This window comes from Streptomyces sp. NRRL B-1140, assembly GCF_001280065.1.
Classification (GTDB): domain Bacteria; phylum Actinomycetota; class Actinomycetes; order Streptomycetales; family Streptomycetaceae; genus Streptomyces.
In genome coordinates this window covers 89,030-110,171 of sequence record NZ_LGEA01000089.1, presented here as the reverse complement: position 1 = coordinate 110,171, position 21,142 = coordinate 89,030, and the positions used below count along the sequence as shown (strand labels likewise).

The following is a 21,142-nucleotide window of genomic DNA, read 5'->3' as shown; positions in this document are numbered from 1 at the left end:
GCCGACGGCGGCAGGAGGCAGTGTCAGACCCTCCTGTCACACTCACCGCATGGCCGACCGTTGGGCGCTCGCCCCGGCCGAGGACGGTGGCGTGGACGTCGCCCCCCTCGGCCCGGACGGGCTGCCCGCCGGACCGGTACGGCGGGAGGCGGACGCGGCACAGGCCGTGCGGAGCCGTCCCGGCGTCACGCGATGGGTGTGGCGGTCCACCGCCGAGGTCTACCCGCGCCTGCTCGCCACGGGGGTGCGAGTCGAGCGGTGCTACGACATCGAGGCCGCCGAGACGCTCCTCCTCGGCCACGAGGGGCGGTACGGGGAACCACGCTCGGCCGCGGCCGCCCTGGCCCGGCTGCGCGGCGGCCCCGTACCGCCCGATCCGCCGCAGCGGTCGGCGGAGCCGGGCTCCCAGTCCTCCCTGTTCGAGCCTCGGGGCGTCCCGCTGCCCCTGGCGGACCTCCTGGCGGTCTACGCCGGGCAGCAGCGGCGGCACGCCGGCGCCGAGCACCCCGACCGCATGCGGCTGCTCACGGCAGCCGAGTCGGCGGGCATGCTGGTGGCGGCCGAGATGAACCGCTCCGGGCTGCCCTGGAGCGCCGAGGTGCACCGCACGCTGCTGCACGACCTGCTGGGCGAGCGGTACGCGGGCGGCGGCGAGCCCCGCCGCCTGGCCGAGCTGGCCGAGGAGGTGTCCACCGCGTTCGGCCGCCGGGTCCGCCCCGACCTGCCCGCCGACGTGGTCAAGGCCTTCGCGCAGGCCGGAATCAAGATCTCCTCGACCCGTAAGTGGGAGATCGAGTCGGTCGACCATCCGGCCGTGAAACCACTGCTGGAGCACAAGAGGCTGTACCGCATCTGGGTCGCCCACGGCTGGTCCTGGCTGCAGGACTGGGTCCGCGAGGGCCGCTTCCGGCCGGAGTTCCTGGCGGGCGGGACGGTCACCGGCCGCTGGGTCACCAACGGCGGGGGCGGGCTCCAGATCCCGAAGGTGATCCGGCGGGCCGTGGTCGCCGACCCGGGCTGGCGGCTCGTCGTCGCCGACGCCGACCAGATGGAACCGCGCGTCCTCGCCGCGATCTCCCGCGACCCGGGCCTGATGGAGGTGGCCGGGCGGGAGAGCGACCTGTACCAGGCGGTCTCCGACCGGGCCTTCTCCGGCGACCGCTCGCAGGCCAAACTCGCCGTGCTCGGCGCGGTGTACGGCCAGACCTCCGGCGACGGCCTGAAGAATCTCGCGGCGCTCAGACGCCGCTTCCCCAGGGCCGTGGCGTACGTCGACGACGCGGCCCGGGCCGGTGAGGAGGGCCGGCTCGTGCGGACCTGGCTCGGCCGGACCTGCCCGCCGGCGGCCCGGGGGACGGACGACGCGACCGAGGAGGCGGGCATCCCGGCCGCCGCGGCGGACCCGTCCGACGACAACGCCGCGTGGGTGCCCGGCTACGCCTCCACCAACGCGCGCGCCCGCGGCCGCTTCGCCCGCAACTTCGTCGTCCAGGGCAGCGCCGCCGACTGGGCGCTGCTGCTGCTCGCCGCGCTGCGCAGGACCTGCTCGGAGCTGGCGGCCGAGCTGGTCTTCTTCCAGCACGACGAGGTGATCGTGCACTGCCCGGCGGAGGAGGCCGAGACGGTCGTGGCGGCGATCCGCGAGGCGGCGGCCCTGGCCGGGCGGCTGACCTTCGGGGAGACGCCGGTGCGATTCCCGTTCACGACGGCCGTGGTGGAGTGCTACGCCGACGCCAAGTGATCACCGGAGAGCCGCCGGGACTTGCGCCACAGCGGTCCGTGGTCGTTCAGGCGGCCGCGGACCCCGCCGGGGTGTCGCCTTGGTCGGGGCCGGGTCCCACGGCCGCGGCGAGGACCTGCTCGGCGACGGCGGCGTACCAGTTCGGCGCCGGGCCGGCGGTGTCGACGGCGCTCCGCTCTCCGGCCCGTTCACGGGCGAAATCGCGCACCAGGGCATGCGGCGCGTAACGGCCGTACGTCGTCTCCTCCAGCAGGGCCACGTCGAGGAGGCGGTCCAGGGCCGCCTCGGTGCGGGGTTCGCCGATGCCGGTGAGCCGGGCGAGAAGCGGGACGCCGTAGGCGGGGCGGTCGAGCGTGCCGATACCGCGCAGGGTGCGGGCCGCGTCGCGGTCGGCCTCCCGCTCGGAGGCGGCGAGTGCGTCGTACGCGGCGGCCAGGGAGCGGCGGACGCTCAGGTCGTCGTACTCCAGGTGGCGCAAGCGCCCCTCGGCGGTGGCGAGTTGCCGGGCGAGCGTCTCGGGCGTCAGGGCCCGGCGGGCGGCGAGCCGCGCGGCGAGGACCCGCAGGGCCAGCGGGAGCCCGCCGGTGAGCTCGACGAGGAGCCGGGCGGCGTCCGTGCCCTGCAGACCGTCGCGTCCCGAGGCACCGCGCAGGAGTTCGGCGCTCTCCTCGTCCGGCAGAGGAGTGAGCGGGAACCGGGTCGCGCCGTCGAGGGCGGTCAGCGGCGAACGGCTGGTGACGATCACCGCGCACCCGGCACCACCCGGCAGCAGCGGCCGTACCTGCGCGGCGTTCGCGGCGCCGTCCAGCACCACAAGGGTGCGGGCCGGTGCGAGCAGTGACCGGAGCAACGCGGCCGCGGCGTCCGGCTGCCCGGGGATGCGGCAGGGCTCGGTTCCGAGGTGATGCAGCAGTGCGGTGAGCGCCTGGGCCGGGGTGAGAGGCCGCATGCCCGGGGTGGCGCCGTGCAGGTCGAGGTGCACCTGCCCATCGGGGAAACGTTCCGCCACCTGGTGGGCGATGTGCAGGGCGAGCGCGCTCTTGCCGACGCCGGCCATGCCGCTGATGACGGCGACGGGATGAGGGCCCGGCGCCGTGAGCGCGCGGTGCAGACCGTCGCGTTCGGCGGCGCGGCCGACGAAGTGAGTGGGTGACGGGGGCAGTTGGGCGGGCGGAGGCACCGGCCGGCCCGGTTCACCGGTGGACGTCCCGGCCGGACGCACCGGCACTTCGCCGCTGTCACCCGGCTCCCCCGCACCACCGTCGCCCACGGCCCCGCGCAGCACCTCCACATGCGCTTGCCGCACCCCCGCCCCCGGTTCGATGCCGAGCCGGCCGACGAGGCGGTTGCGCAGCTCCCGGTGGACGGTCAGGGCCTCGGCCTGACGGCCGGTGCGGTGCAGGGCGAGCATCAACTGCCGGTGGTAGACCTCCCGCAGCGGGTACTCGCCGGTCAGCGCGGTCAGCTCCGGCACCAGCTCGTGCAGCCGCGGCCCGCCCAGCGCCAGCTCGGCGTCGTAGCGCCATTCCAGGAGCAGCAGCCGGGCCTCGCACAGCCGCTGCGCGAAGGCGTACCCGCCCACCTCGGGCGGCAGCCCGGCGAGCGGCGCGCCCCGCCACAGCCCGAGCGCCGCCGTGCACGCGCGCACGACCCGCTCCCAGGCCTGCCCGGTGTGCGCGGCACGCGCGGCGGAGACGTGTCCGTCGAAGACGTGGACGTCCAGCTCGCCCTCGTCCAGCCGCAGTACGTAGCCGGACGGGACCGTGCGCAGCCGCCCGGGGTCGTCCAGCATCCGCCGCAGCCGGGCCACGTGATTGTGCAGCGAGGCCCGGGCGGAAACGGGCGGCGCCCCGCTCCACAGCGCGTCCTCGAGCGCTTCGGCGGAGACGACCCGTCCGGCCTCGAGGAGCAGGGTGGCCAGCAGCGCGCGGGACTTGGCGCTTGCGACGGGCCTGGCCTCACTGCCGGGCCTGCCGTGACCGTCGTGGAACAGCACCGGTGGGCCCAACAGCCCGAACCGCATCATCGCGCGCATCCCCCCCGTGCATCCCGCCGTGGCGGGTTTCCGCCCCTGGGCGACGGATTTTCGCCACCCGGCCTCACCTGCCGCGTCGGAATCAGCCGATGCCCCGGCCGTCCTCCGCCTCGGTTCGGCGACTTCCGGCCGATCGGCGGATGACGCAACGGCGAAGCATTGGCCACATGTTAGCGATCCGTTGGCAAAGCCTGATGTGATCACTCCATCGGATCCGGCCCGCCGGTGCGCGCGTCTGGACGCGCAACTCGGGGGAGTGTCGCCGCCGCGGCCGGGTCCGGGTCCCGGCCGACGAGGTGAACGGCCGGGACCCACTCCTCTTTCCGGCGCGACCGGTCACCCGGTAGGCCGGACTCCGCCGACGCGTCGGACGACGTGCACGTCGGATGCCTGGCGGTACGTCAAAAGAGGGGCCGCACGTGAGAAGAGACGGGCAGCACGTCAGATGACAGGCGGACGTCCCAGCCGGGTCAGCCGCCACACCGTCCGCCACCGCATGGGCCGCCGCTCCCCCGCCGGCTCCCGTACGCCCTCCACGAATCCGCCGAACCACGCGCGCAGCCCGGCGCCCGACCGGGTGCGGGCGAGGGTGAGCAGCACCCACACGCCCAGATGGACGGGCACGAGCGCGAGCGGCAGCCGGCGCCGGGCCAGCCAGACCCGGTTGCGGGCATTCACCCGGTAGTAGATGGCGTGCCGTGCGGGCGAGGTCCTGGGGTGCCGGAGCAGCAGCTCGGGCGCGTACAGGATCCGCCATCCGGCATCCACCGCCCGCCACGCGAGATCGGTCTCCTCGTGCGCGAAGAAGAACTCGGCGGGCCAGTCGCCGACCTCGTCGAGCATCGTCATCCGCAGCCCGTGTCCGCCGCCGAGGAAGCCGGTGACGTAACCACCGCGGCGGGGGTCGGAGTTGCCGAGGCGGGGCACGTGCCGCTGCTGCGTCTCGCCGAGCTCGTCGGCGATGCGGAAGCCGACGATGCCGAGCCGCTCGTCGGCGGCGAAGAGGTCCCGCACGCGACGCAGCACGTCGGGGTCGACGAGCAGTCCGTCGTCGTCCAGATCCACCACGACGTCGATGTCGCCGAACTCCCGCAGCCGCTCCAGGGCGGCGTTGCGCCCGCCCGGGCAGCCGACGTTCTCGTCGAGCTCGACGGTGGTGACCTCGCCGGGCAGCGACAGCCTGCCGGCGAAATCGGGCAGCGGGCAGCCGTTGCCGACGACGACGATCCGCTCGGGCGGCACGTCCTGTTTGGCCACGGACTCCAGCAGGGCGTCGACCTCGTCGGGTCGATTGCCCATCGTCACCACGGCGACGGCGATCCTGGGCGCCCCCATGTCCTCACCTCGTACCGGTCGGCAGCTGACTGATCGACGGGCGATGCTAGCCGTTCACGGTAGGGACGTCTTGCGGACGCCTGCCGGACGGTGGTGTGCCTACGCCGTTCGGCGCGGGGCGGGACCCGACCGGAACGGGCACAGGATGTCGGGTGCGGCAGGGCACGCACTGCCTAGCGTGAGGGCACGAAAGGAAGGAGACCGGACGTGCTGGACCGGCTCAACCGGGCGATGGACCGGATCGAACGGGACCTCGGACACACCGTCGACGCGGCGGAACTGGCGCGTACGGCGTGCACCTCGGAGTACCACCTGCGCCGCATGTTCTCGGCCCTGGCCGGCATGCCGCTGTCGGAGTACATCCGCCGCCGTCGGCTGACGGTCGCGGGCGCTGAGGTGCTGGCGGGGGACGCGACGCTCCTGGAGATCGCGGTCCGCTACGGCTACGGCTCCGGCGAGGCGTTCGCGCGGGCGTTCCGCGCGATGCACGGCGTGGGCCCGGGCGAGGCCCGGCGCACCGGCGCGGCGCTCGTCTCCCAGCCCCGGTTGACCTTCCGCCTCACCGTCGAAGGGAGCAGCAGCATGCACTACCGCGTCGTGGACCGCCCGGCCTTCACCGTCACAGGCTTCAAGACCCGGATCCCCCTGATCCACTCCGGCCCGAACCAGGCGATCATCGACTTCGTCCGCAGCCTCGACAAGCCGGCCCTGGACGTCCTGCAGAAACGCTCCGACCAGGAGCCGCAGGGCCTCGTCGCGGTCTGCGACGACCTGGATCCGAGCCGCGCGGAGGGCACGGAACTGGACTACTACCACGCCGTGATCACCTCGGAGGCGGCTCCGGCTCCGGCACCCGAGGGCACCACCGTCCTCCCGGTCCCGCCGGGCACCTGGGCGGTCTTCACCACGTCGGGCCCGGCCCCCGAGGCGATCCAGCGCCTCTGGCACGACGTGTACACCGAGTGGTTCCCGTCCAACCCCTACCGCACCCGCCCCGGCCCGGAGATCCTGCGCACCCGCCTGTCACCGGACGGCGGGGAGGCGGACGCGGAGCTGTGGCTTCCGGTGGAGCGGGAGGTGAGTCACTGAGCGCAGGTCGTCAGGGCGGCCCGCACGGCTTCGCACCCGTCGGGAGAAGGACTTCGCGCAGGATGTCCACCACGTCCCCGGCGTTCTCATCGGTGAAGAAATGACCTCCGGGAAGCGTGTGCACGCGCAGCGTCGAGGAGGTGTGCCGCCGCCACGCCCGTACGGCGGGAGCGGTGGTGAAGGGGTCCGCGGCTCCCATCAGTGCGATGACCGGGCAGCTGACGGCCGAGTCGGCACCGGGGACGTAGCGGCTGTGCGCCATGAGGTCACTGCGTATGACGGGCAGGAACATGGCGCGCAGCACCGGATGGTCCAGAACTTCGGCGTCGACGCCACCCAGTGACCTGATCAGTTCGACGACCGGCTCATCGGGGTCCTTCGGGCCGTCACCCGCGAAGTCCAGGGCGGGCAGCCTGATACAGGAGGGGGCGGGGTGGCCGGAGGCCACGAGGACGATCCGCCGCTGGTTGGGCATACGCCGGACGACCTCGTACGCCACCGCCGCCCCCAGGCTGTGACCGAAGAAGATCATCGGTCCGTCCCCGCGCACCTCGGTGAGCGCTTCGGCGATCTGATCCGCGAGAACGTGGACATCGGTGAAGAGGGGCTCCTGCCGGCGCTCCGCCCGGCCCGGGTACAGGACGCACGCCGCCCGGGCCATGCCGGTCACCCGCGCCGCGAGGTGCTGGTACGAACCGGCGGAGCCTCCCGAGTGCGGGAAGAAGAGGACGGTCCACGGTGTAGCGGGCGGTGCGACGGCGGGGAAGCACCGTATCCACGGGCCGGCATCGAGCATGGCTACCGCCTTCTCCGGGAGAACCGACGTGGTCAGAGGGAGTGGAGCAGTGCGAGTGTCTGCTTCAGCTCGTCCTTCAGCGCACGTCCGGCCGCTTCGGCGTCTCCCCGCGCAACGGCGTTCACCAGTACGGCGTGCCCCTCGTCGCCATGGTTCGGATCGTCGGAGCGGAGGCTGAGCAGTTCGACCAGATCGAGCAGCCGTCGTTGCAGCACGGGGACGAACTCGGTGAACAAGCCGGTGAGCACCGGGTTGTGGGCCGCGGCGACCACGGCCTCGTGCAGGGCGATGTCGGCCTCGACGAACGCGGCGTTGCCGGCGTTCGCGGCGTCGCGGCGCCTGATCAGAGCCTCTTGGAGTGCGACGACGTCTTCTTCGGTGCGGCGCTGCGCGGCCAGCTGCGCCGCTTCCACCTCGATGAGCATCCGGACTTCGTAGACATCGGTGATGACCGCCTGGCGGAGCTGGGTGGACCAGTCCTCCTTGGGCTTGGTCGCGATGACGAAGACACCGGATCCCTGGCGCGCCTGCACCAGCCCGGCGCCTGCCAGCGCGCGGAGCGCCTCGCGGACGGTGGAGCGCCCCACGCCGAGGGTCTTGGCGAGGGCGGTCTCGCCGGGGAGCTTCGCCCCCACGGCCCACTCACCGCCGGTGATCTGCTCGCGCAGGTGCTGAGTGGCCTGCTCGACCAGGGGGGACGGTCGCAAGGCACCTAGTGACATGTGCGGTTCACCTTTCCACACCTCTCGGGTTGTCTGAGGAGCTGAGTTGTCGTTACTGTACCCCCATGCTGCTGCACGAGCTCCTTCTCCTCGGCTGCCGCTGCGGGGCCTGACATGACCGGCACCCCGCAGCGGGGTGCCGGGCTGCGCCGGTCATTTCGGATGGCCGACTGAAAGAAGTTCTGCACCATGGCTTCCTCCTTCCAGAACACGGTGTTCCCCACCCTGCGCACACCCTCCGGGGACGTCCCGGTGGATGCTCCGCGCTGGAACCCGCAGCGTCCGAGCGCGATGCCCCATCACCGCTACCGGCCCGCGGAGCAGCGAGTCGCCCTGCCGCTGACCGACCGGTCCTGGCCGTCGCGCCGGATCGAGCAAGCCCCGCTGTGGGTGCCGGTCGACCTGCGTGACGGGAACCAGGCGCTGGCCGAGCCGATGGACACCGAGCGCAAGCGCCGGATGTTCGATCTCCTGGTCACCATGGGGTTCAAGGAGATCGAGGTAGGTTACCCCTCCGCCAGCCAGACCGATTTCGACTTCGTACGGCACCTGGCCGACAGCGGCACCGTGCCCGACGACGTGACCGTCTCCGTGTTCACCGCGGCCCGCCGGGATCTGATCGACCGGACCATCGCCTCCGTCGAAGGGCTCCCCCGCACGCTCGTGCACCTCTACACCGCGACAGCGCCCACCTGGCGGGACGTCGTCCTCGACCGCTCCCGCGCCGAAGTCCACGACCTCATCCTGGACGCCGCCACGTACCTGTTGCGCCGTGCCGAGGGGCGGCCGGGTGCCGACATCCGGTTCGAGTTCTCACCCGAGGTCTTCAACCTCACGGAGCCGGACTTCGTCCTGGAGGTGTGCAACAGCCTGACCGAGCTGTGGGAGGCGAGCCCGGACCGGCCGGTCGTCCACAACCTGCCCGCGACGGTGGAGATCGCCACTCCCAACGTGTACGCGGACCAGATCGAGTACATGCACCGTCACCTGGCGCGCCGTGAGTCCGTGATCCTCTCGGTCCATCCGCACAACGACCGCGGCACCGGCGTCGCCTGTGCCGAACTCGCCGTCCTGGCAGGGGCCCAGCGTGTCGAGGGCTGTCTGTTCGGCAACGGCGAGCGCACGGGCAACGTCGACCTGGTGACCCTGGCCCTCAACCTGTACGCGCAGGGCGTGAACCCCATGATCGACTTCTCCGACATCGACGCGGTGCGCGAGGTGGTGGAGCACTGCAACCGGCTGCCGGTCCACCCGCGCCATCCCTACGGCGGCGACCTCGTGCACACGGCCTTCTCCGGCACCCACCAGGACGCCATCGCCAAGGGCATGGCGCACCATGCCAAGCAGGCCGCCGAGCAGGGCGTCCCCGCCGGAGAGGCTCCGTGGGCGGTGCCGTATCTGCCCATCGACCCCAGCGACATCGGCCGCACGTACGAGGAAGTCATCCGCATCAACTCCCAGTCCGGCAAGGGAGGCATCGCCCACCTCCTCCACACCCACCACGGCCTGGACCTGCCCCGCGCGATGCGCCCGGACTTCTCCCGTGCGGTGCAGCACGTCACCGATGCCACCGGTCAGGAGCTGTCCCACAAGGAGCTGTGGGAGCTCTTCCGCACCACCTACATCAACCCGGCCCTGGACGGACCGGTCGCCCTGGCCGCCTGGCAGACCACGGAACCGGTGCCCGGCGAGCACCGATTCACCTGCACGCTGCGCGCCGACGGGCAGGAACACCCCTGCCAGGGCACCGGCAACGGACCGCTGTCCGCCCTCGCCGACGCCCTGCGCACCGTCGGGATCACCGTCGACATCCTCGGCTACACCGAACACTCCACCACCACGGGGCCGGGCAGCCCCGCGGTCGCCTACGCGGAGTGCCGCGTGGACGGCGTCACGTGCTGGGGGGCGGGCTGGGACACCTCCGTGCTGACCGCCTCGGTCCACGCCGTGATGGCCGCCGTCAACCGCTCCGGACGGGCCTCCTCGTGAACGCGGGCCCGGTGCTCCGCGTCGAGGACGTGGACGTCGTCCGCGACGGCAACCGGATCCTGGAGAACGTGTCACTGACCGTACGAGCCGGGGAGCACTGGGCGTTGCTCGGTGCCAACGGGGCGGGCAAGAGCACACTGCTCGGTCTCCTCGGAGCGCTCGCGCACCCCACCCGCGGCACGGTCGAGGTACTGGGGCACCGGCTGGGAAGGGTCGACATGCGCCAACTGCGTTCCCACGTCGGCCACGTCAACCCGCGGCACGATCTGCGCTCGCCCCTCAAGGTCCGGGACGTCGTCCTGACCGGGCTGACCAACACCATCGAGCGCGTGCCGCGCTGGAGCCCGGCACCCGACCAGGTCGCGACGGCGGACCGCCTCATCGATCTGCTCGGCCTCGGCGATCGCCACGAGGCGCGATGGCCGACCCTGTCCCAGGGGGAACGAGGCCGTGCGCTCATCGCCCGGGCGCTCATGCCCAGTCCGGAGCTCCTGCTGCTCGACGAGCCCGCGACCGGTCTGGACGTCGCCGGCCGCGAACAGCTCATCGAGCGGATGGACACACTGCAGCACACCTACAGGGATCTCGCGTCGGTCCTGGTCACTCACCATCTGGAGGAGCTGCCCCCGGGGACGAGCCACGTGATGCTGCTGCGTGACGGGCGCTGTCTGGCCTCCGGCCCCGCCGACGAGGTCCTGACCAGCGACCAGGTCAGCAAGTGCTTCGACCACCCCATCCGCCTCACCCGCGTCGACGGACGCTGGAGCGTACGAGCCGACCGTCCGGTCAGAGCACACTCCGGCTGAGGAGGGTGTCGCGGTGGTACCGCCCCGTCGGCGGTACCACCGCGACCAGGCCTCAGCCCAATGCCTTCCCGGCCTTCTCGACGGCGCCTTGGGCCTGATCCCAGTCCCCGTCGAAGTGAACCGCCAGGGCGTGGAGCCACCGCTCGATGCCGAATCCGACGCAGCTCGTGGAGACCGGGCCGCCGCCGGGCAGCGATATGGAGCACCGCTCGCCGAAGAAGGTGTGATGGGTGTTCACCGAGGCGATCGCCAGGCCCTGATAGACGTACTCGTGCTTGACCGGAACGATCTGCTGGAAGGTGGCACGCTCTCCCGACCGGTCGTAGAAGGGGTCGGAGGCCGCTCGGCGTTCCAGCGGCAGACCGATCTCACCGGCCAGAGCGTCCAGGAAGCGAGCCGACCGATCGAGGTGCGCCGTGACGTGCTCCGGGGGTCCCAGGGCCACGACCTCCCGCATCCGGAACGCCTTGAGGCGGCGCAGCCCGTCGAAGTGGTCCTCGTTGCGGAAGCACTGTCCCACCAGGGTCACCAGTGCTCCCTCGTGCGGCACCTGCCGGTTCCGGTGGTGGAGGTACACGCCGTAGCAGGCACTGGAGGGAAGTGCGAGGCCTGCCGCGCGCAGCGAATCGGGACGGAACTCACCGAGGACGGCCTCCTGTGCGATCGGTTCCGCGCCTGCCGTGGCGACGTCCAGGGACGATGACACGAGCGCGAGTTGGGGAAAGTTGCGGTAGACGTCGAGCACCGCGAGGTCGGTGACCGGCAACAGTGGGGGCACGGTCAGTGCGACAGCGCCCGACTCCTCGGCCCACCGCGTGCAGACGCGGTCCAGCGTCTCGGCGAGCCGTGTCGGCTCCTCCTCCAGTGCAACGAGTCCTTCGGACACGCGGACACCGGTCTTTACGCTCATCGGAAGCTCCTTCGCGTGAGTGCCTCATCGGCAGAGAACCCCGTCGGGGCAGCGCCGTGGCGACATGCCCCGAGGGCGGGCCGCGCCCTTTCCGGCGGGCGGCGGGCAGCGGGGGGGCGAACGGCGTGTGGCGCGTACGCCGTGGTCAACGCCCTTGCTGGAGTGGGCTTTCCGTGCTCCGCCGCAGTCGCTAAGGTACACCTCAGAGGACCTGAGTACCTGAGGGGTCCTGCAGCGCACTACAGCGAACGGGACAGACGTTTCGATGAAAAAAGGACAACTCGGCTTCCTGACCGGCACACACACGGTCAACGACCTGTACCAGGGCGCGATCCCCGCGATGCTGCCGTTCCTGATGTCCGAGCGTCACTACAGCTACGCCGCTGTCTCCGGCCTGGCGTTCGCGGCGAGCGGCGTCTCGAGCCTGTTCCAGCCGCTGTTCGGCGTGATCTCCGACCGCAAGTCCCGCCCCTGGCTCGTTCCGGCGGGGTTCACCACCGCCGCCCTGGGTGTGGTCATGGCCGGACTGGCCGGAAACTACATGGTCACCTGGCTGTGCGTCGCCCTTGCGGGGATCGGTATCGCGGCGTACCACCCGCCCGCGACAAGCCAGGCCCGCGCCGCCGGCGGCTCCTCCCAGAAAGCCATGAGCGTGTTCTCCGTCGGCGGTACGGTCGGCGGCGCCGTAGCGCCGTCGCTCGTCACCCTCGTGATCGGGTCGGTGGGATTCGACGGCAGCTACCTGCTGGCCGCCCCCGCCCTCATCATGGCGATCCTGTGGGCCCTCAAGGGTCCGTGGATGCGGCGCCGGGGCTACACGAAGGCGGCTCCCTCGGTGACCGCCGCATCGACGAAGCCTGCAGCGGACCCCGCGCGGCAAACCGACGACTGGCGCGCCTTCGGCCGTCTGGTGGCCGTCATCGTCGGGTGGTCCATCCCCTTCGTCACGGTCACCTCCCTGGTGTCCCTGCACGCGCAGCGCGATCTGGGCCAATCCACGGCGGCGGGCGCCGCCACACTCACCAGCTACACCGCAGCCGGTGCCGTGGGTACCTTGCTGGGCGGCTGGGTGGGTGACAGGTACGGCAGGATGACCTCGGTGCGGATCGGCTACCTGGTGGCACTTCCAGCACTGCTGGGCATCGCCTGGGCCCCGGCGTTCCCCGTCCTCGTGGCCAGCGCCACGTTGTTCGGCGCGGCCATGTTCCTGCCCTTCGCCGCTCAGGTGACCCTGGGGCAGGACTACCTGCCCAACCGCCCGGGCACGGCCAGCGGCCTGACGCTCGGTATGGCCATGGCGGCGGGCGGCCTGTGCTCCCCCGCGTTCGGGTGGTTGGCCGATTCGAGCGGTCTGCGGGCCGCCTTCTACGCGCTGCTGCTCGTATTCGTCGCCCCTGTCGTCATGGCGCTCCGCCTTCCCGACCGTGTCCTGGCCTCACCTGACGCGCCCTCGCCGGAACCGGTCGATGCAACGAATACCAGTAGTACGCAATAGTCATCTCAGCCAATTCGCAACAGGGAACCCTCACCGATTCCCCAATCAAGTGCCCGGAATATGAGATGGCCATTGAAAGCAACTGCGCCGTTACGTACCGTCTGGTCTGGCTCGGAAAAGCAATGCCACGCAGTGGCAATAGATTCTGGACCGCCAAACCCGCATATCCATAAAGGGGCACACCGTGAAGATCAACTGGGACGACCACGAGGAACTGAAGGCCGAAGGTATCGCACTCGCTCGGCGTTTCGCGTTCGGCCAGGAGATGTCCTGCCTCAAGGTGGTCGCCGATCAGTCCGGAGACCTGAACCTCCCGCCGCACTGGCACGAGAACGAGCAGTGGGTCGTGGTCACGGAGGGTTCCATCCGCTTCGTCTGCGAGGGAACCGAGTATGAACTGAACGCCGGCGACGTCGCCTACATCCCTTCCCGCCAGCGGCACACGGCCACCTTCGTCGGAGAGGAAGGGGCCGTTCTACTGGAATTCTCCGCCCCTCCGCGGCTCGACCTCGCTCCCGGTTCGATCGTCCCGTCGTCGATGATATTCAGCTGAGAACTTCCTGAAGGACTCACCGCTTGTCCACGACACGCCGACGGGGGATCGACCGTGCATAGCACCATGCGTGGCAGGGAAAATACAGAAGTAACGATTCACGAGGCATTCACTCACGTCGCACGGAAATTCCCGGAGCGAAATGCCGTCGTCACCGCCGAGAGAGCGGTGACCTACGCGGAACTCGAAGCCGAATCCCGTCGGATCGCTCACCGGCTGATCAGCCGGGGAGTGCGGCCCGGCAGCATCGTCCCCGTCGTCGCCCGCAGGTCACCTGACCTGGCCGCCGTCCTTCTCGGCATACTCATGGCCGGCGGCGCCTACGGCATCCTCGACGTGAGGTGGCCGATCCCTCGCATCACCCGGCTGCTGCGCACCATGCGGCCCCCTGTCGTGCTCGCCGATTCCGCGGGCTCCGCCCACCTCCGCCGGGCACGGACCAGCCACACCACCTTCGAAGCCCTGCAGCGGACGACCCCGCCCGCGGCGCCGGCCGGTCTGCCCCATGTCCCGCCGGACGCCTGCGCCACGCTCTTCTGGACGTCGGGGAGCACCGGCACTCCCAAGGCGGTGATGTCTCCGCACCGGGCCACGACGAGACTGTTCACCCCGAACGGCTTCATGGACTTCGGCGAACGCCCTGTGATGATCCACGCGGCAGCGGTCGCCTGGGACGCCTTCACGCTGGAACTGTGGGGCATGCTCCTCAGCGGCGGAACCGCCGTCGTGCACGAGGACGATCTCCTCCTGCCGCCCTCGATCCGCGCCTATGTCCGCGATCTGGGTGCCACCCACCTCTTCCTCACGCCGTCACTCTTCGACGTGATCGCGGGTGGCGACATCGACTGCCTGAGCGGTCTGCGCGCCGTGCTCCTGGGCGGGGACAAGCCGTCCCCCGCGAACTGCCGCAAGCTCCTCGACGCTTGTCCGGACATCGAGTTGTACAACGGTTACGGCCCCGTCGAGTCCTGTGTGTTCGCCACGGTGCACCGCATCACGAGGCACGACACCGACCAGGGGCCGGGCATCCCGGCGGGCCTTCCCGTGCCTGGTACGGAGCTGCACGTCATCCGTGACGGCGCTCCCGTTCAGCGAGGTGAGACAGGTGACGTCGTCATCGGCGGGACAGGTCTCGCCCTCGGCTATCTGGACGCACCCCAGCAGACGGCGGCCGCCTTCCGGCACATCACCGCCGGCGAGGAGGAGACCCCGGTCTATCTGACCGGCGACCAGGGCTGGATGGACGAGTCCGGCGTCCTTCATTTCGCCGGCCGGAAGGACGCTCAGATCAAAATCGCCGGGCATCGAATAGAACCGGCCGAGATCGAGTCGGCGGCCCGGGCCCTGGGGAGTACGCGATCGGTCATCCTGCCTCTCCCCGACCGCAGCGGAACAACGCGCATCGTCCTGTTCGCAGAGATGCCCGACAGGGCCATCAGCGAGCCGGAAATGCGGGGCCTTCTCGGAGAGACACTGCCCGCCTACATGGTGCCGTCCAAGGTGCACTTCGTCTCCTCGATGCCGCTTCTCGAAAACACCAAAATCAACAAGACGGAACTCTCGGCGCGCTTCGGCTACAACAACTGAGCGCCCGCCCGGACTTCCGAACCAAGGTGTAATCGCCGTGCAGAGGCAAGGAATCAGAACGTGAGTACCAAAAACCGCACGGAAGAAAAGTTCTCTGTCGCGCTCGAATCCATCCAGAGCAAACGCCGAATCGAGCAGGTCCAAGAGGCAGCGAATGCCCTCCTCGACCGGTACCGGACACAGCACGATCCCGTAGAGCGCCTCAAACTCACCTACGAACTGATCCGGCGTAATCTCACCCCGGAAGTAGCCATCGTATTCGGCAGCCTGGCTCTCGGCACCGACGGACTGGTCGGCGTTGCCGGAAGAGAAGCCGTACCTCCCGTACCTCTCAGTGGAGTTCGAGGACAGGCTGTTTTCCACTGCAAAATCCACGGGGCCGACGGCAGGGACGGTTCGCTCACGGCGTTCTACACGGAACCAGGTTCCATGGGGCTGACCAACGCGGAATGGCTGGCGGCGATGCGGCTGCTGGCCGGGATCAGCGGGCTGGGCGTCGGGGGGCATGTGACATGCCCGGCGTAGCGACCAGCGAGTCCCCGGCGCGCCTTGTGTCGCGTGCGTACTGGTACCGGCAGTTGCCGGCGGGGGCTGACGTGCACCGGCTGGACGGGGGGCTGTTCGCCGTGACCGGCAACGCCGCTGTGCAGGAGGCGCTCGCTCACCCCAAGATCGTGGCCGAGCATCCGCTCAAGGCCAGCGCACGCGCCTTCGGTCCCAACGTGCTCGACGCCGACGGCCCGAGCCACAGGGCATTCCGTGCCCTCATGGCCCCGATTCTCTCCGCGGGACGCATCGCCGAGTACAAAGAGTCGCTGATGCCAGGACTCGTCCACGCCCTGGTCGACAGCATCGCGGGCATCGAAACCGACGACTTCTACAACTCCTTCGCGCACAAGGTCCCGTACGGGATCGTGTGCACGATCCTCGGCATCGACGCCTCACTGGAAAACCGATTCCACACTCTGACCCGCCCGCTGGCGCGGCTTCTGGACTACCCCACCCAGGAGACCGACGAGACGCACGCCAACGCGGCCGAACTGCTGCGGCTGATCGAAGAACAGAGGGCGTCCAGGACCGCCGGCGCGCAGTCTCTGCTGGAGACGATCGAGCGGACCAGGGACCGCAAGGGAATCTCGCTGACCGACAGCGAAGTGCGGTCGACCGCACTGCTGTTCTTCCTGGCCGGCACCGAGACCAGCAGCGCGTTCATCACATCACTCGTGTACTGCATGGGACGCGGCATCTTCAGTCTGGACGAACTGCGCGACGACGCGGTACGGGATGACTACATCGAAGAGGTCCTGAGGCTCTACCCGCCCGTGCAGACGATCGTCCGGTTCGCGAGCGAGGATCTGACCATTCAAGGCGTGGAGGTCCCGCGGCACTCGGCGGTACTCGCCTCGATCGCCGGGGCCAACCGTGACCCGCGGGTCTTCGACCACCCTGACCGATTCCAGACCGGCAGGAGCCTGAAGGGCTCGATTCCCTTCGCGGTCGGAGGACACGCATGCCCGGGAGCCATGCTCGCGAAAACGGAGTTCTCGCTGCTCGTCGAGGAGATCGCGCAGCGCTGCTCTGAGGTGGTCATCACCCGCGACGGCCTCGGCATGGAGAGCCAGTCGTTCTCCCATCCCACCGACTTTTCCGTTGAGTTCAGGACAAGGTAAGAGGAAGAGGGCACAATGGAAAGCAAGATCACCTCGCTGCGCAAGTGGCTCGACGGCCTGCACGACGAGCCACTCGACATTCGGGACGACACCGACCTGATCCAGTCGGGCGCGGTCACCAGCCTTCAGTTCGTCCAGATGGTGATCGAGGTCGAGCGCCTGCACGGCCGGAAGCTGGACCCGGGCGTGATCACCATCGAGTCGATGCGCACCCTCAAGGCCATCGACATGGCCGTCTTCCAGGCAGCCTGATGGAAGAGCACATCCCTCGGGTGGCGGTGGTGTCCGGAACCTCGTCCGGGATCGGCGCGGCCGTGGCGACGGAGTTCCTGCGCCGGGAGTACACCGTCATCGGCCTGTCGAGGCGCGGCAACCCCGCCCTCGCGAAGGAGAACCGCTACGTCGACTGCCTCGCGGACCTGCGGGACGGTGACGCTGTGCGGGACGCGCTCACCTCCGCGGCCGCTGCCACAGGGGACGGGGTCAAGGCCGTCGTACTCAACGCCGGTGCCTCACCGGACCCGACCGACCTCGGCAAGCTCGAGTGGCAGGTGGCGGCCGACACATACGAGACCAACGTCGGCACGGCGCTGCACCTCGTCCAGGCGACGGCTCCGCTGCTCAAGCAGAGCGGCGGCGGCTCGATGACGTTCGTCGGAGCGAGCCTGGCGAACGGCTACAAGCCCGAACGCTGGGCGTATGCGGCCAGCAAGGCGGCCATGACCACCCTGATGCGCTCGTGCTCGGTCGAGTTCGCCGACGACGGCGTCGTGGCGAACGAGGTACGTCCCGGCCCAGTGGCCACCGCCATGACGATGGCCGGGCTCGACGGCGAGATGAACGACCAGATCATCCGCGCCATCAACGCGGGTTTCGGAACGGACTGGCTCAAGTCGCCGCGCACCGTGGCGGAGTGGATCGTCACCATCGCCGAGTTCCCGGCGAACGGACCCACCGGTCAGGTCTTCAACTACAGCCGCAAGGTCCTGTAACCCAGAGAAAGGCAGGCAGACACCCATGTCCGATCACCCCTCTCGCGAGCAGCTTCTCGACCTCTTCAACTGGGCCTCCCCCGGCATGCTGGTCACCGACGCCGCAGGCGCCGTGGTGCTGGCCAACAAGGCCGCAGCAGAGCTGCTGAGGGACGACGCCAGGGCCGGCACCAAGCTCCCCGGCGCACTGGGCATCGACGACTACGAGTCCCTTCTGGCGGCCGGGACACCGGTGGAGAACCGGGAGGCGGCCTTCGCGAACCCCGACTTCTCTTCCGGCTACGCCAACCTCGGCTTCGGCGACGTCGACGGCAAGCCCTACGGCTTCTGGGCCCTGCGCCCGGTCACCACCCACCCGACGCCCTCTCCTGTGCCGGGGGAGGGCTCCTCCACCGCCACGGCGTGGATCGCCCAGGTGGACCGGTCCGACCAGGCCTACACGCCGGTCGGCGGGGACGCGGTCGAGTTCATCCAGGCGTACTACGACAACTGCCCCGTCGCCATCCACCTCATCGAAGAGGACGGCACGGTCGCCCACGCCAACTGGAAGGACATCGCGATCGTCGGGGCGAGTGAGCATCCGGACACCTACGTCGGACACCACATCCGGCACATCTACGCCGACCAGCACGTCGTCGAGGATTTCCTGGGCCGCTGGGGCGAGGACGCACCGATCATCGACTTCCGCGCGGACTTCCTCAACAAGGGTGAGCGGGTCCCGGTGGTGATCTTCTCCACGGCCAACGTCGAGAACGACAAGTTGAAGAACACCCGCTGCTTCGTCTTCCCGGACAGCCACCCGGACCGCGAGCGGGACAAGGTCAAGGCGCTGGACCTCGGTTTCTGAGCCGAGCAGCAGCACAAGCCGCGCCGCTGTCCCTGCGGAGGGGGCGGAACCGCGCGCTTGAGAGGGACGACGGGCCCCGGCGGGCAACCCTCGCCGGGGCCCGTCCGAGCCAGGCGACCGGCCGTCCTTCCGGGAGGAACCCCCGCAGCTGACACCAGTTCCTGAACGGTGATCCGACCCTTCCGGCCACCAGCCGACGGTGGAACCGTGCGCCCGCTCCTGCCGTGAACCCCTCCGCTCCCCCAACAACGCGAAGGAACCTTGTCCTTGAAGACGATCGCCTTCCTCGGGCTGGGCACCATGGGCAGCCCGATGGCTGTCAACCTGTGCAAAGCCGGATACACCGTGAACGGCTGGAACCGCAGCGCCGGCAAGTCGGGGCCCCTGCTTGCGGCAGGCGGCCGAACCGCGGAGTCCGTACGCGCAGCGGTCCGCGACGCCGACGTGGTGATCACCATGCTTCCGGATGCTCCCCAGGTCGCGGCCATCGCCTACGGCCCCGAGGGAATCCTGGCCCACGCTCGGCCGGGGACACTGCTGATCGACATGTCCACCATCGCACCGCGGAGCTCGGTCGAGCTGGCCGACGCCGCAGCCAAAAAGCGCATCCGTGTCCTGGACGCTCCGGTCGCGGGCGGCGAGACCGGAGCGATCGAAGGCATGTTGTCGATCATGGTCGGTGGGGAAGGCGACGATTTCGAGGCAGCGAAACCCGTCTTCGAAGCCCTCGGCAGGACCGTCACGCACTGCGGTGCCCACGGTCTCGGCCAGACGGTGAAGGCCGCCAACCAGCTGGTCCTCGCGATCAACATGCAGGCGTGCGCGGAAGCCGTGGTCTTCCTCGAGAAGTCGGGTGTGGACCTCGAGGCCGCTTTCGACGTGCTGAGCGGCGGCCTCGCCGGCTCCAACGTCCTCACCCGCAAGAGGACCAACTTCCTGCGGCGTGACTACACGCCCAGCTTCGCCATGGGGCTGCACCACAAGGACATGGGCATCGTCACCGACACCGCACGCGCCATCGGTGCCTCGATTCCCCTCGGAGGCCTCGCCGCACAGCTCGTGGCCTCCTCCGTGGCCCGTGGAGAGGCGGCTCTCGACCACTCCGCCCTGCTTCATGGCGTCGAACTCCTCAGCGGCTACGACCACGAGTGAACCTCGGCGCACGTAGGCGAAGCACGAAGAAGCCTGCGGGCGGTACAGAACCGCGAGCCGACCGCCCTGACCCGGCTCCGCGGGGCCCACCAGTCCCTCCGCACCCAACACCAGGATCGCCACCCGGCCAATGCCCTTCCGGCACTCATCAACAACCTGGACGAGGACTACGCGGACCGGCCGACCGGGCAGAAGCCGTGGAGCACCGGCCCGCCCGCCCATGGCGGACGGCGGGTGACACGACGCCGTCCGGATCCGGTGAGGGTACGCGCACGTGAACCTACTCCTGAAGACCTGAGCGTCCAGGCGACGGACACTCCGCTGCCCGCCACCCCCTTGTTTGTGGTCGGACGACGACCTCCTGTTCGACAAGGAGAGCCAGGGGCTGCAGTTGAGACCACGGTTGAGACCACCACTGAGGCCGCTCGGACTGTCGCCCAAGCAGCGCCTCAGCCGTTCACCATCGGCCGTACTTCTGGTGGATGTTGCGGCTAGAGTGGCCGCTGTGCGGTAGAGCAGCCGTGCACCGGGGCCCAGCGACTGGCGCGGTACGAGACGCAGGACCGACAGCCAGGACGCCCACCCGGAAACCAACGCTCCGAAGACAACCAGAGGCATCGTTCAACATAGGAGATAGCTGTCCCAGGTTGGCGCTGACCCCGCCAGAGGATTTGCTAAGCGTCGGCAGTCTCTCAGTGATGACCACGAAGTTGGTGGTCGAACTGGGGCTGCCAGGATCCCGTTCGACCGCCCGTCTGAAAGGCGTTCGAACCTGTGGACTGGGACGCAGCCACAAGATTCGCCATCGAAGTCTCCAGCTTCGTTGCCCTCCTCGCTGTCTTGCTCACGGGCCTCATACGTCAACTCGTGGAGTTGATCGCTGAGTGGCGCAGTTTTCGCAGATCCCTGCGACGACCTCCCGCGGACGATCTCCCGCATCGGGGCGACCCTCAATGAGCCTCTATCATCCTCAATGGCCCGTTTCGGGGAGATCGGTTGCAAGCAGTGGGATCGCACGCCGTGCGAGGCTTGAGGCCGACGGGGGTAAGCGGACGGGGAGAGTGATGTCTCAGCCGGACCCGCCGCTACGTCCAAGGGCGGTCGCACCTGTCGAAGGACGCCTCGCGTCGCATGAGCGACACCCTCATGCCGGGCCCCAAGGTCGCCCTGCCCAGTGGGACGGAACTCCGTCCGGGACCGTCAATTGAGACCAGCAATGAGACCACGGACAGCGCGGCCCGATCGAAGTGCCGCCGCCGCATCCGCTGAACGCAAAAGCCCAGCTCAGACACTGTCTGAGCTGGGCCTCAATGGAGCCGCCTTCGGGATTCGAACCCGAGACCTACGCATTACGAGTGCGTTGCTCTGGCCATCTGAGCTAAGGCGGCGCGCTGTCCGCACTATGGTGCGATCAGCAACGACG

At 69.8% G+C, this 21,142-nt stretch carries 18 protein-coding genes and 1 tRNA gene; 13 read left to right on the top strand and 6 right to left on the bottom strand.

Annotation, left to right across the window (positions count from 1 at the left end; genetic code table 11):
• Positions 1-49: 49 nt before the first annotated feature.
• The gene (locus tag ADK65_RS10655) at positions 50-1,741 is read left to right on the top strand and encodes a bifunctional 3'-5' exonuclease/DNA polymerase (protein ID WP_053669720.1); all 1,692 of its coding nucleotides are present in this window, start codon (positions 50-52) and stop codon (positions 1,739-1,741) included.
• Positions 1,742-1,787: 46 nt separating this feature from the next.
• Here the strand turns inward: ADK65_RS10655 and ADK65_RS10650 are convergent, their stop codons facing one another.
• Together ADK65_RS10650 and ADK65_RS10645 are read right to left on the bottom strand one after the other, a co-directional pair.
• A complete protein-coding gene (locus ADK65_RS10650) occupies positions 1,788-3,776 on the bottom strand; it encodes an AfsR/SARP family transcriptional regulator (protein WP_053669719.1) in 1,989 nt (662 codons plus the stop codon).
• 441 nt (positions 3,777-4,217) lie between these two features.
• On the bottom strand, positions 4,218-5,111 hold the full coding sequence (locus ADK65_RS10645; protein ID WP_053669718.1) for a glycosyltransferase family 2 protein: 894 nt from the start codon (positions 5,109-5,111) through the stop codon (positions 4,218-4,220).
• Between the two features lie 207 nt (positions 5,112-5,318).
• Between ADK65_RS10645 and ADK65_RS10640 the strand changes: the two genes are divergently transcribed.
• On the top strand, positions 5,319-6,200 hold the full coding sequence (locus ADK65_RS10640) for an AraC family transcriptional regulator (protein ID WP_053669717.1): 882 nt from the start codon (positions 5,319-5,321) through the stop codon (positions 6,198-6,200).
• A gap of 10 nt (positions 6,201-6,210) precedes the next feature.
• Here the strand turns inward: ADK65_RS10640 and ADK65_RS10635 are convergent, their stop codons facing one another.
• Together ADK65_RS10635 and ADK65_RS10630 are read right to left on the bottom strand one after the other, a co-directional pair.
• On the bottom strand, positions 6,211-6,996 hold the full coding sequence (locus ADK65_RS10635; RefSeq protein WP_053669716.1) for a thioesterase II family protein: 786 nt from the start codon (positions 6,994-6,996) through the stop codon (positions 6,211-6,213).
• Positions 6,997-7,028: 32 nt separating this feature from the next.
• Complete coding sequence (locus ADK65_RS10630; protein ID WP_053669715.1) at positions 7,029-7,718, bottom strand: FadR/GntR family transcriptional regulator; 690 nt, start codon at positions 7,716-7,718, stop codon at positions 7,029-7,031.
• A gap of 189 nt (positions 7,719-7,907) precedes the next feature.
• Here ADK65_RS10630 and leuA point away from each other — a divergent pair, with 189 nt between their 5' ends.
• Both leuA and ADK65_RS10620 read left to right on the top strand, forming a co-directional pair.
• Complete coding sequence (gene leuA, locus ADK65_RS10625; protein WP_053669714.1) at positions 7,908-9,707, top strand: 2-isopropylmalate synthase; 1,800 nt, start codon at positions 7,908-7,910, stop codon at positions 9,705-9,707.
• On the top strand, positions 9,704-10,513 hold the full coding sequence (locus tag ADK65_RS10620) for an ABC transporter ATP-binding protein (RefSeq protein WP_053669713.1): 810 nt from the start codon (positions 9,704-9,706) through the stop codon (positions 10,511-10,513). The genes leuA and ADK65_RS10620 overlap by 4 nt, the downstream gene beginning before the upstream one ends.
• 52 nt (positions 10,514-10,565) lie before the next feature.
• Here the strand turns inward: ADK65_RS10620 and ADK65_RS10615 are convergent, their stop codons facing one another.
• On the bottom strand, positions 10,566-11,423 hold the full coding sequence (locus ADK65_RS10615; protein ID WP_053669712.1) for a hypothetical protein: 858 nt from the start codon (positions 11,421-11,423) through the stop codon (positions 10,566-10,568).
• Between the two features lie 265 nt (positions 11,424-11,688).
• Between ADK65_RS10615 and ADK65_RS10610 the strand changes: the two genes are divergently transcribed.
• The 9 genes from ADK65_RS10610 to ADK65_RS10575 all read left to right on the top strand — a co-directional run bounded on the left by ADK65_RS10610 (position 11,689) and on the right by ADK65_RS10575 (position 19,719).
• Complete coding sequence (locus tag ADK65_RS10610; protein ID WP_053669711.1) at positions 11,689-12,918, top strand: MFS transporter; 1,230 nt, start codon at positions 11,689-11,691, stop codon at positions 12,916-12,918.
• Positions 12,919-13,102: 184 nt separating this feature from the next.
• Positions 13,103-13,471: a cupin domain-containing protein gene (locus ADK65_RS10605; protein WP_053669710.1), complete on the top strand. Its 369-nt coding sequence runs from the start codon at positions 13,103-13,105 to the stop codon at positions 13,469-13,471.
• A 66-nt stretch (positions 13,472-13,537) separates the two neighbouring features.
• A complete protein-coding gene (locus tag ADK65_RS10600; protein ID WP_078955898.1) occupies positions 13,538-15,058 on the top strand; it encodes an amino acid adenylation domain-containing protein in 1,521 nt (506 codons plus the stop codon).
• A gap of 60 nt (positions 15,059-15,118) precedes the next feature.
• Positions 15,119-15,583: a hypothetical protein gene (locus tag ADK65_RS38515; RefSeq protein WP_159038767.1), complete on the top strand. Its 465-nt coding sequence runs from the start codon at positions 15,119-15,121 to the stop codon at positions 15,581-15,583.
• A gap of 101 nt (positions 15,584-15,684) precedes the next feature.
• Complete coding sequence (locus tag ADK65_RS10595) at positions 15,685-16,728, top strand: cytochrome P450 (protein WP_159038766.1); 1,044 nt, start codon at positions 15,685-15,687, stop codon at positions 16,726-16,728.
• Between the two features lie 15 nt (positions 16,729-16,743).
• Positions 16,744-16,980, top strand: coding sequence for a phosphopantetheine-binding protein (locus ADK65_RS10590; RefSeq protein ID WP_053669707.1), 237 nt, complete (start codon positions 16,744-16,746; stop codon positions 16,978-16,980).
• Between the two features lie 29 nt (positions 16,981-17,009).
• Positions 17,010-17,720: an SDR family NAD(P)-dependent oxidoreductase gene (locus ADK65_RS10585; protein ID WP_159038765.1), complete on the top strand. Its 711-nt coding sequence runs from the start codon at positions 17,010-17,012 to the stop codon at positions 17,718-17,720.
• A gap of 25 nt (positions 17,721-17,745) precedes the next feature.
• Positions 17,746-18,567, top strand: coding sequence for a PAS domain-containing protein (locus tag ADK65_RS10580; protein WP_053669705.1), 822 nt, complete (start codon positions 17,746-17,748; stop codon positions 18,565-18,567).
• Positions 18,568-18,828: 261 nt separating this feature from the next.
• A complete protein-coding gene (locus tag ADK65_RS10575; protein ID WP_078955895.1) occupies positions 18,829-19,719 on the top strand; it encodes a 2-hydroxy-3-oxopropionate reductase in 891 nt (296 codons plus the stop codon).
• A 1,311-nt stretch (positions 19,720-21,030) separates the two neighbouring features.
• Here the strand turns inward: ADK65_RS10575 and ADK65_RS10570 are convergent.
• A tRNA-Thr gene (locus ADK65_RS10570) sits at positions 21,031-21,107 on the bottom strand.
• Positions 21,108-21,142: the final 35 nt, after the last annotated feature.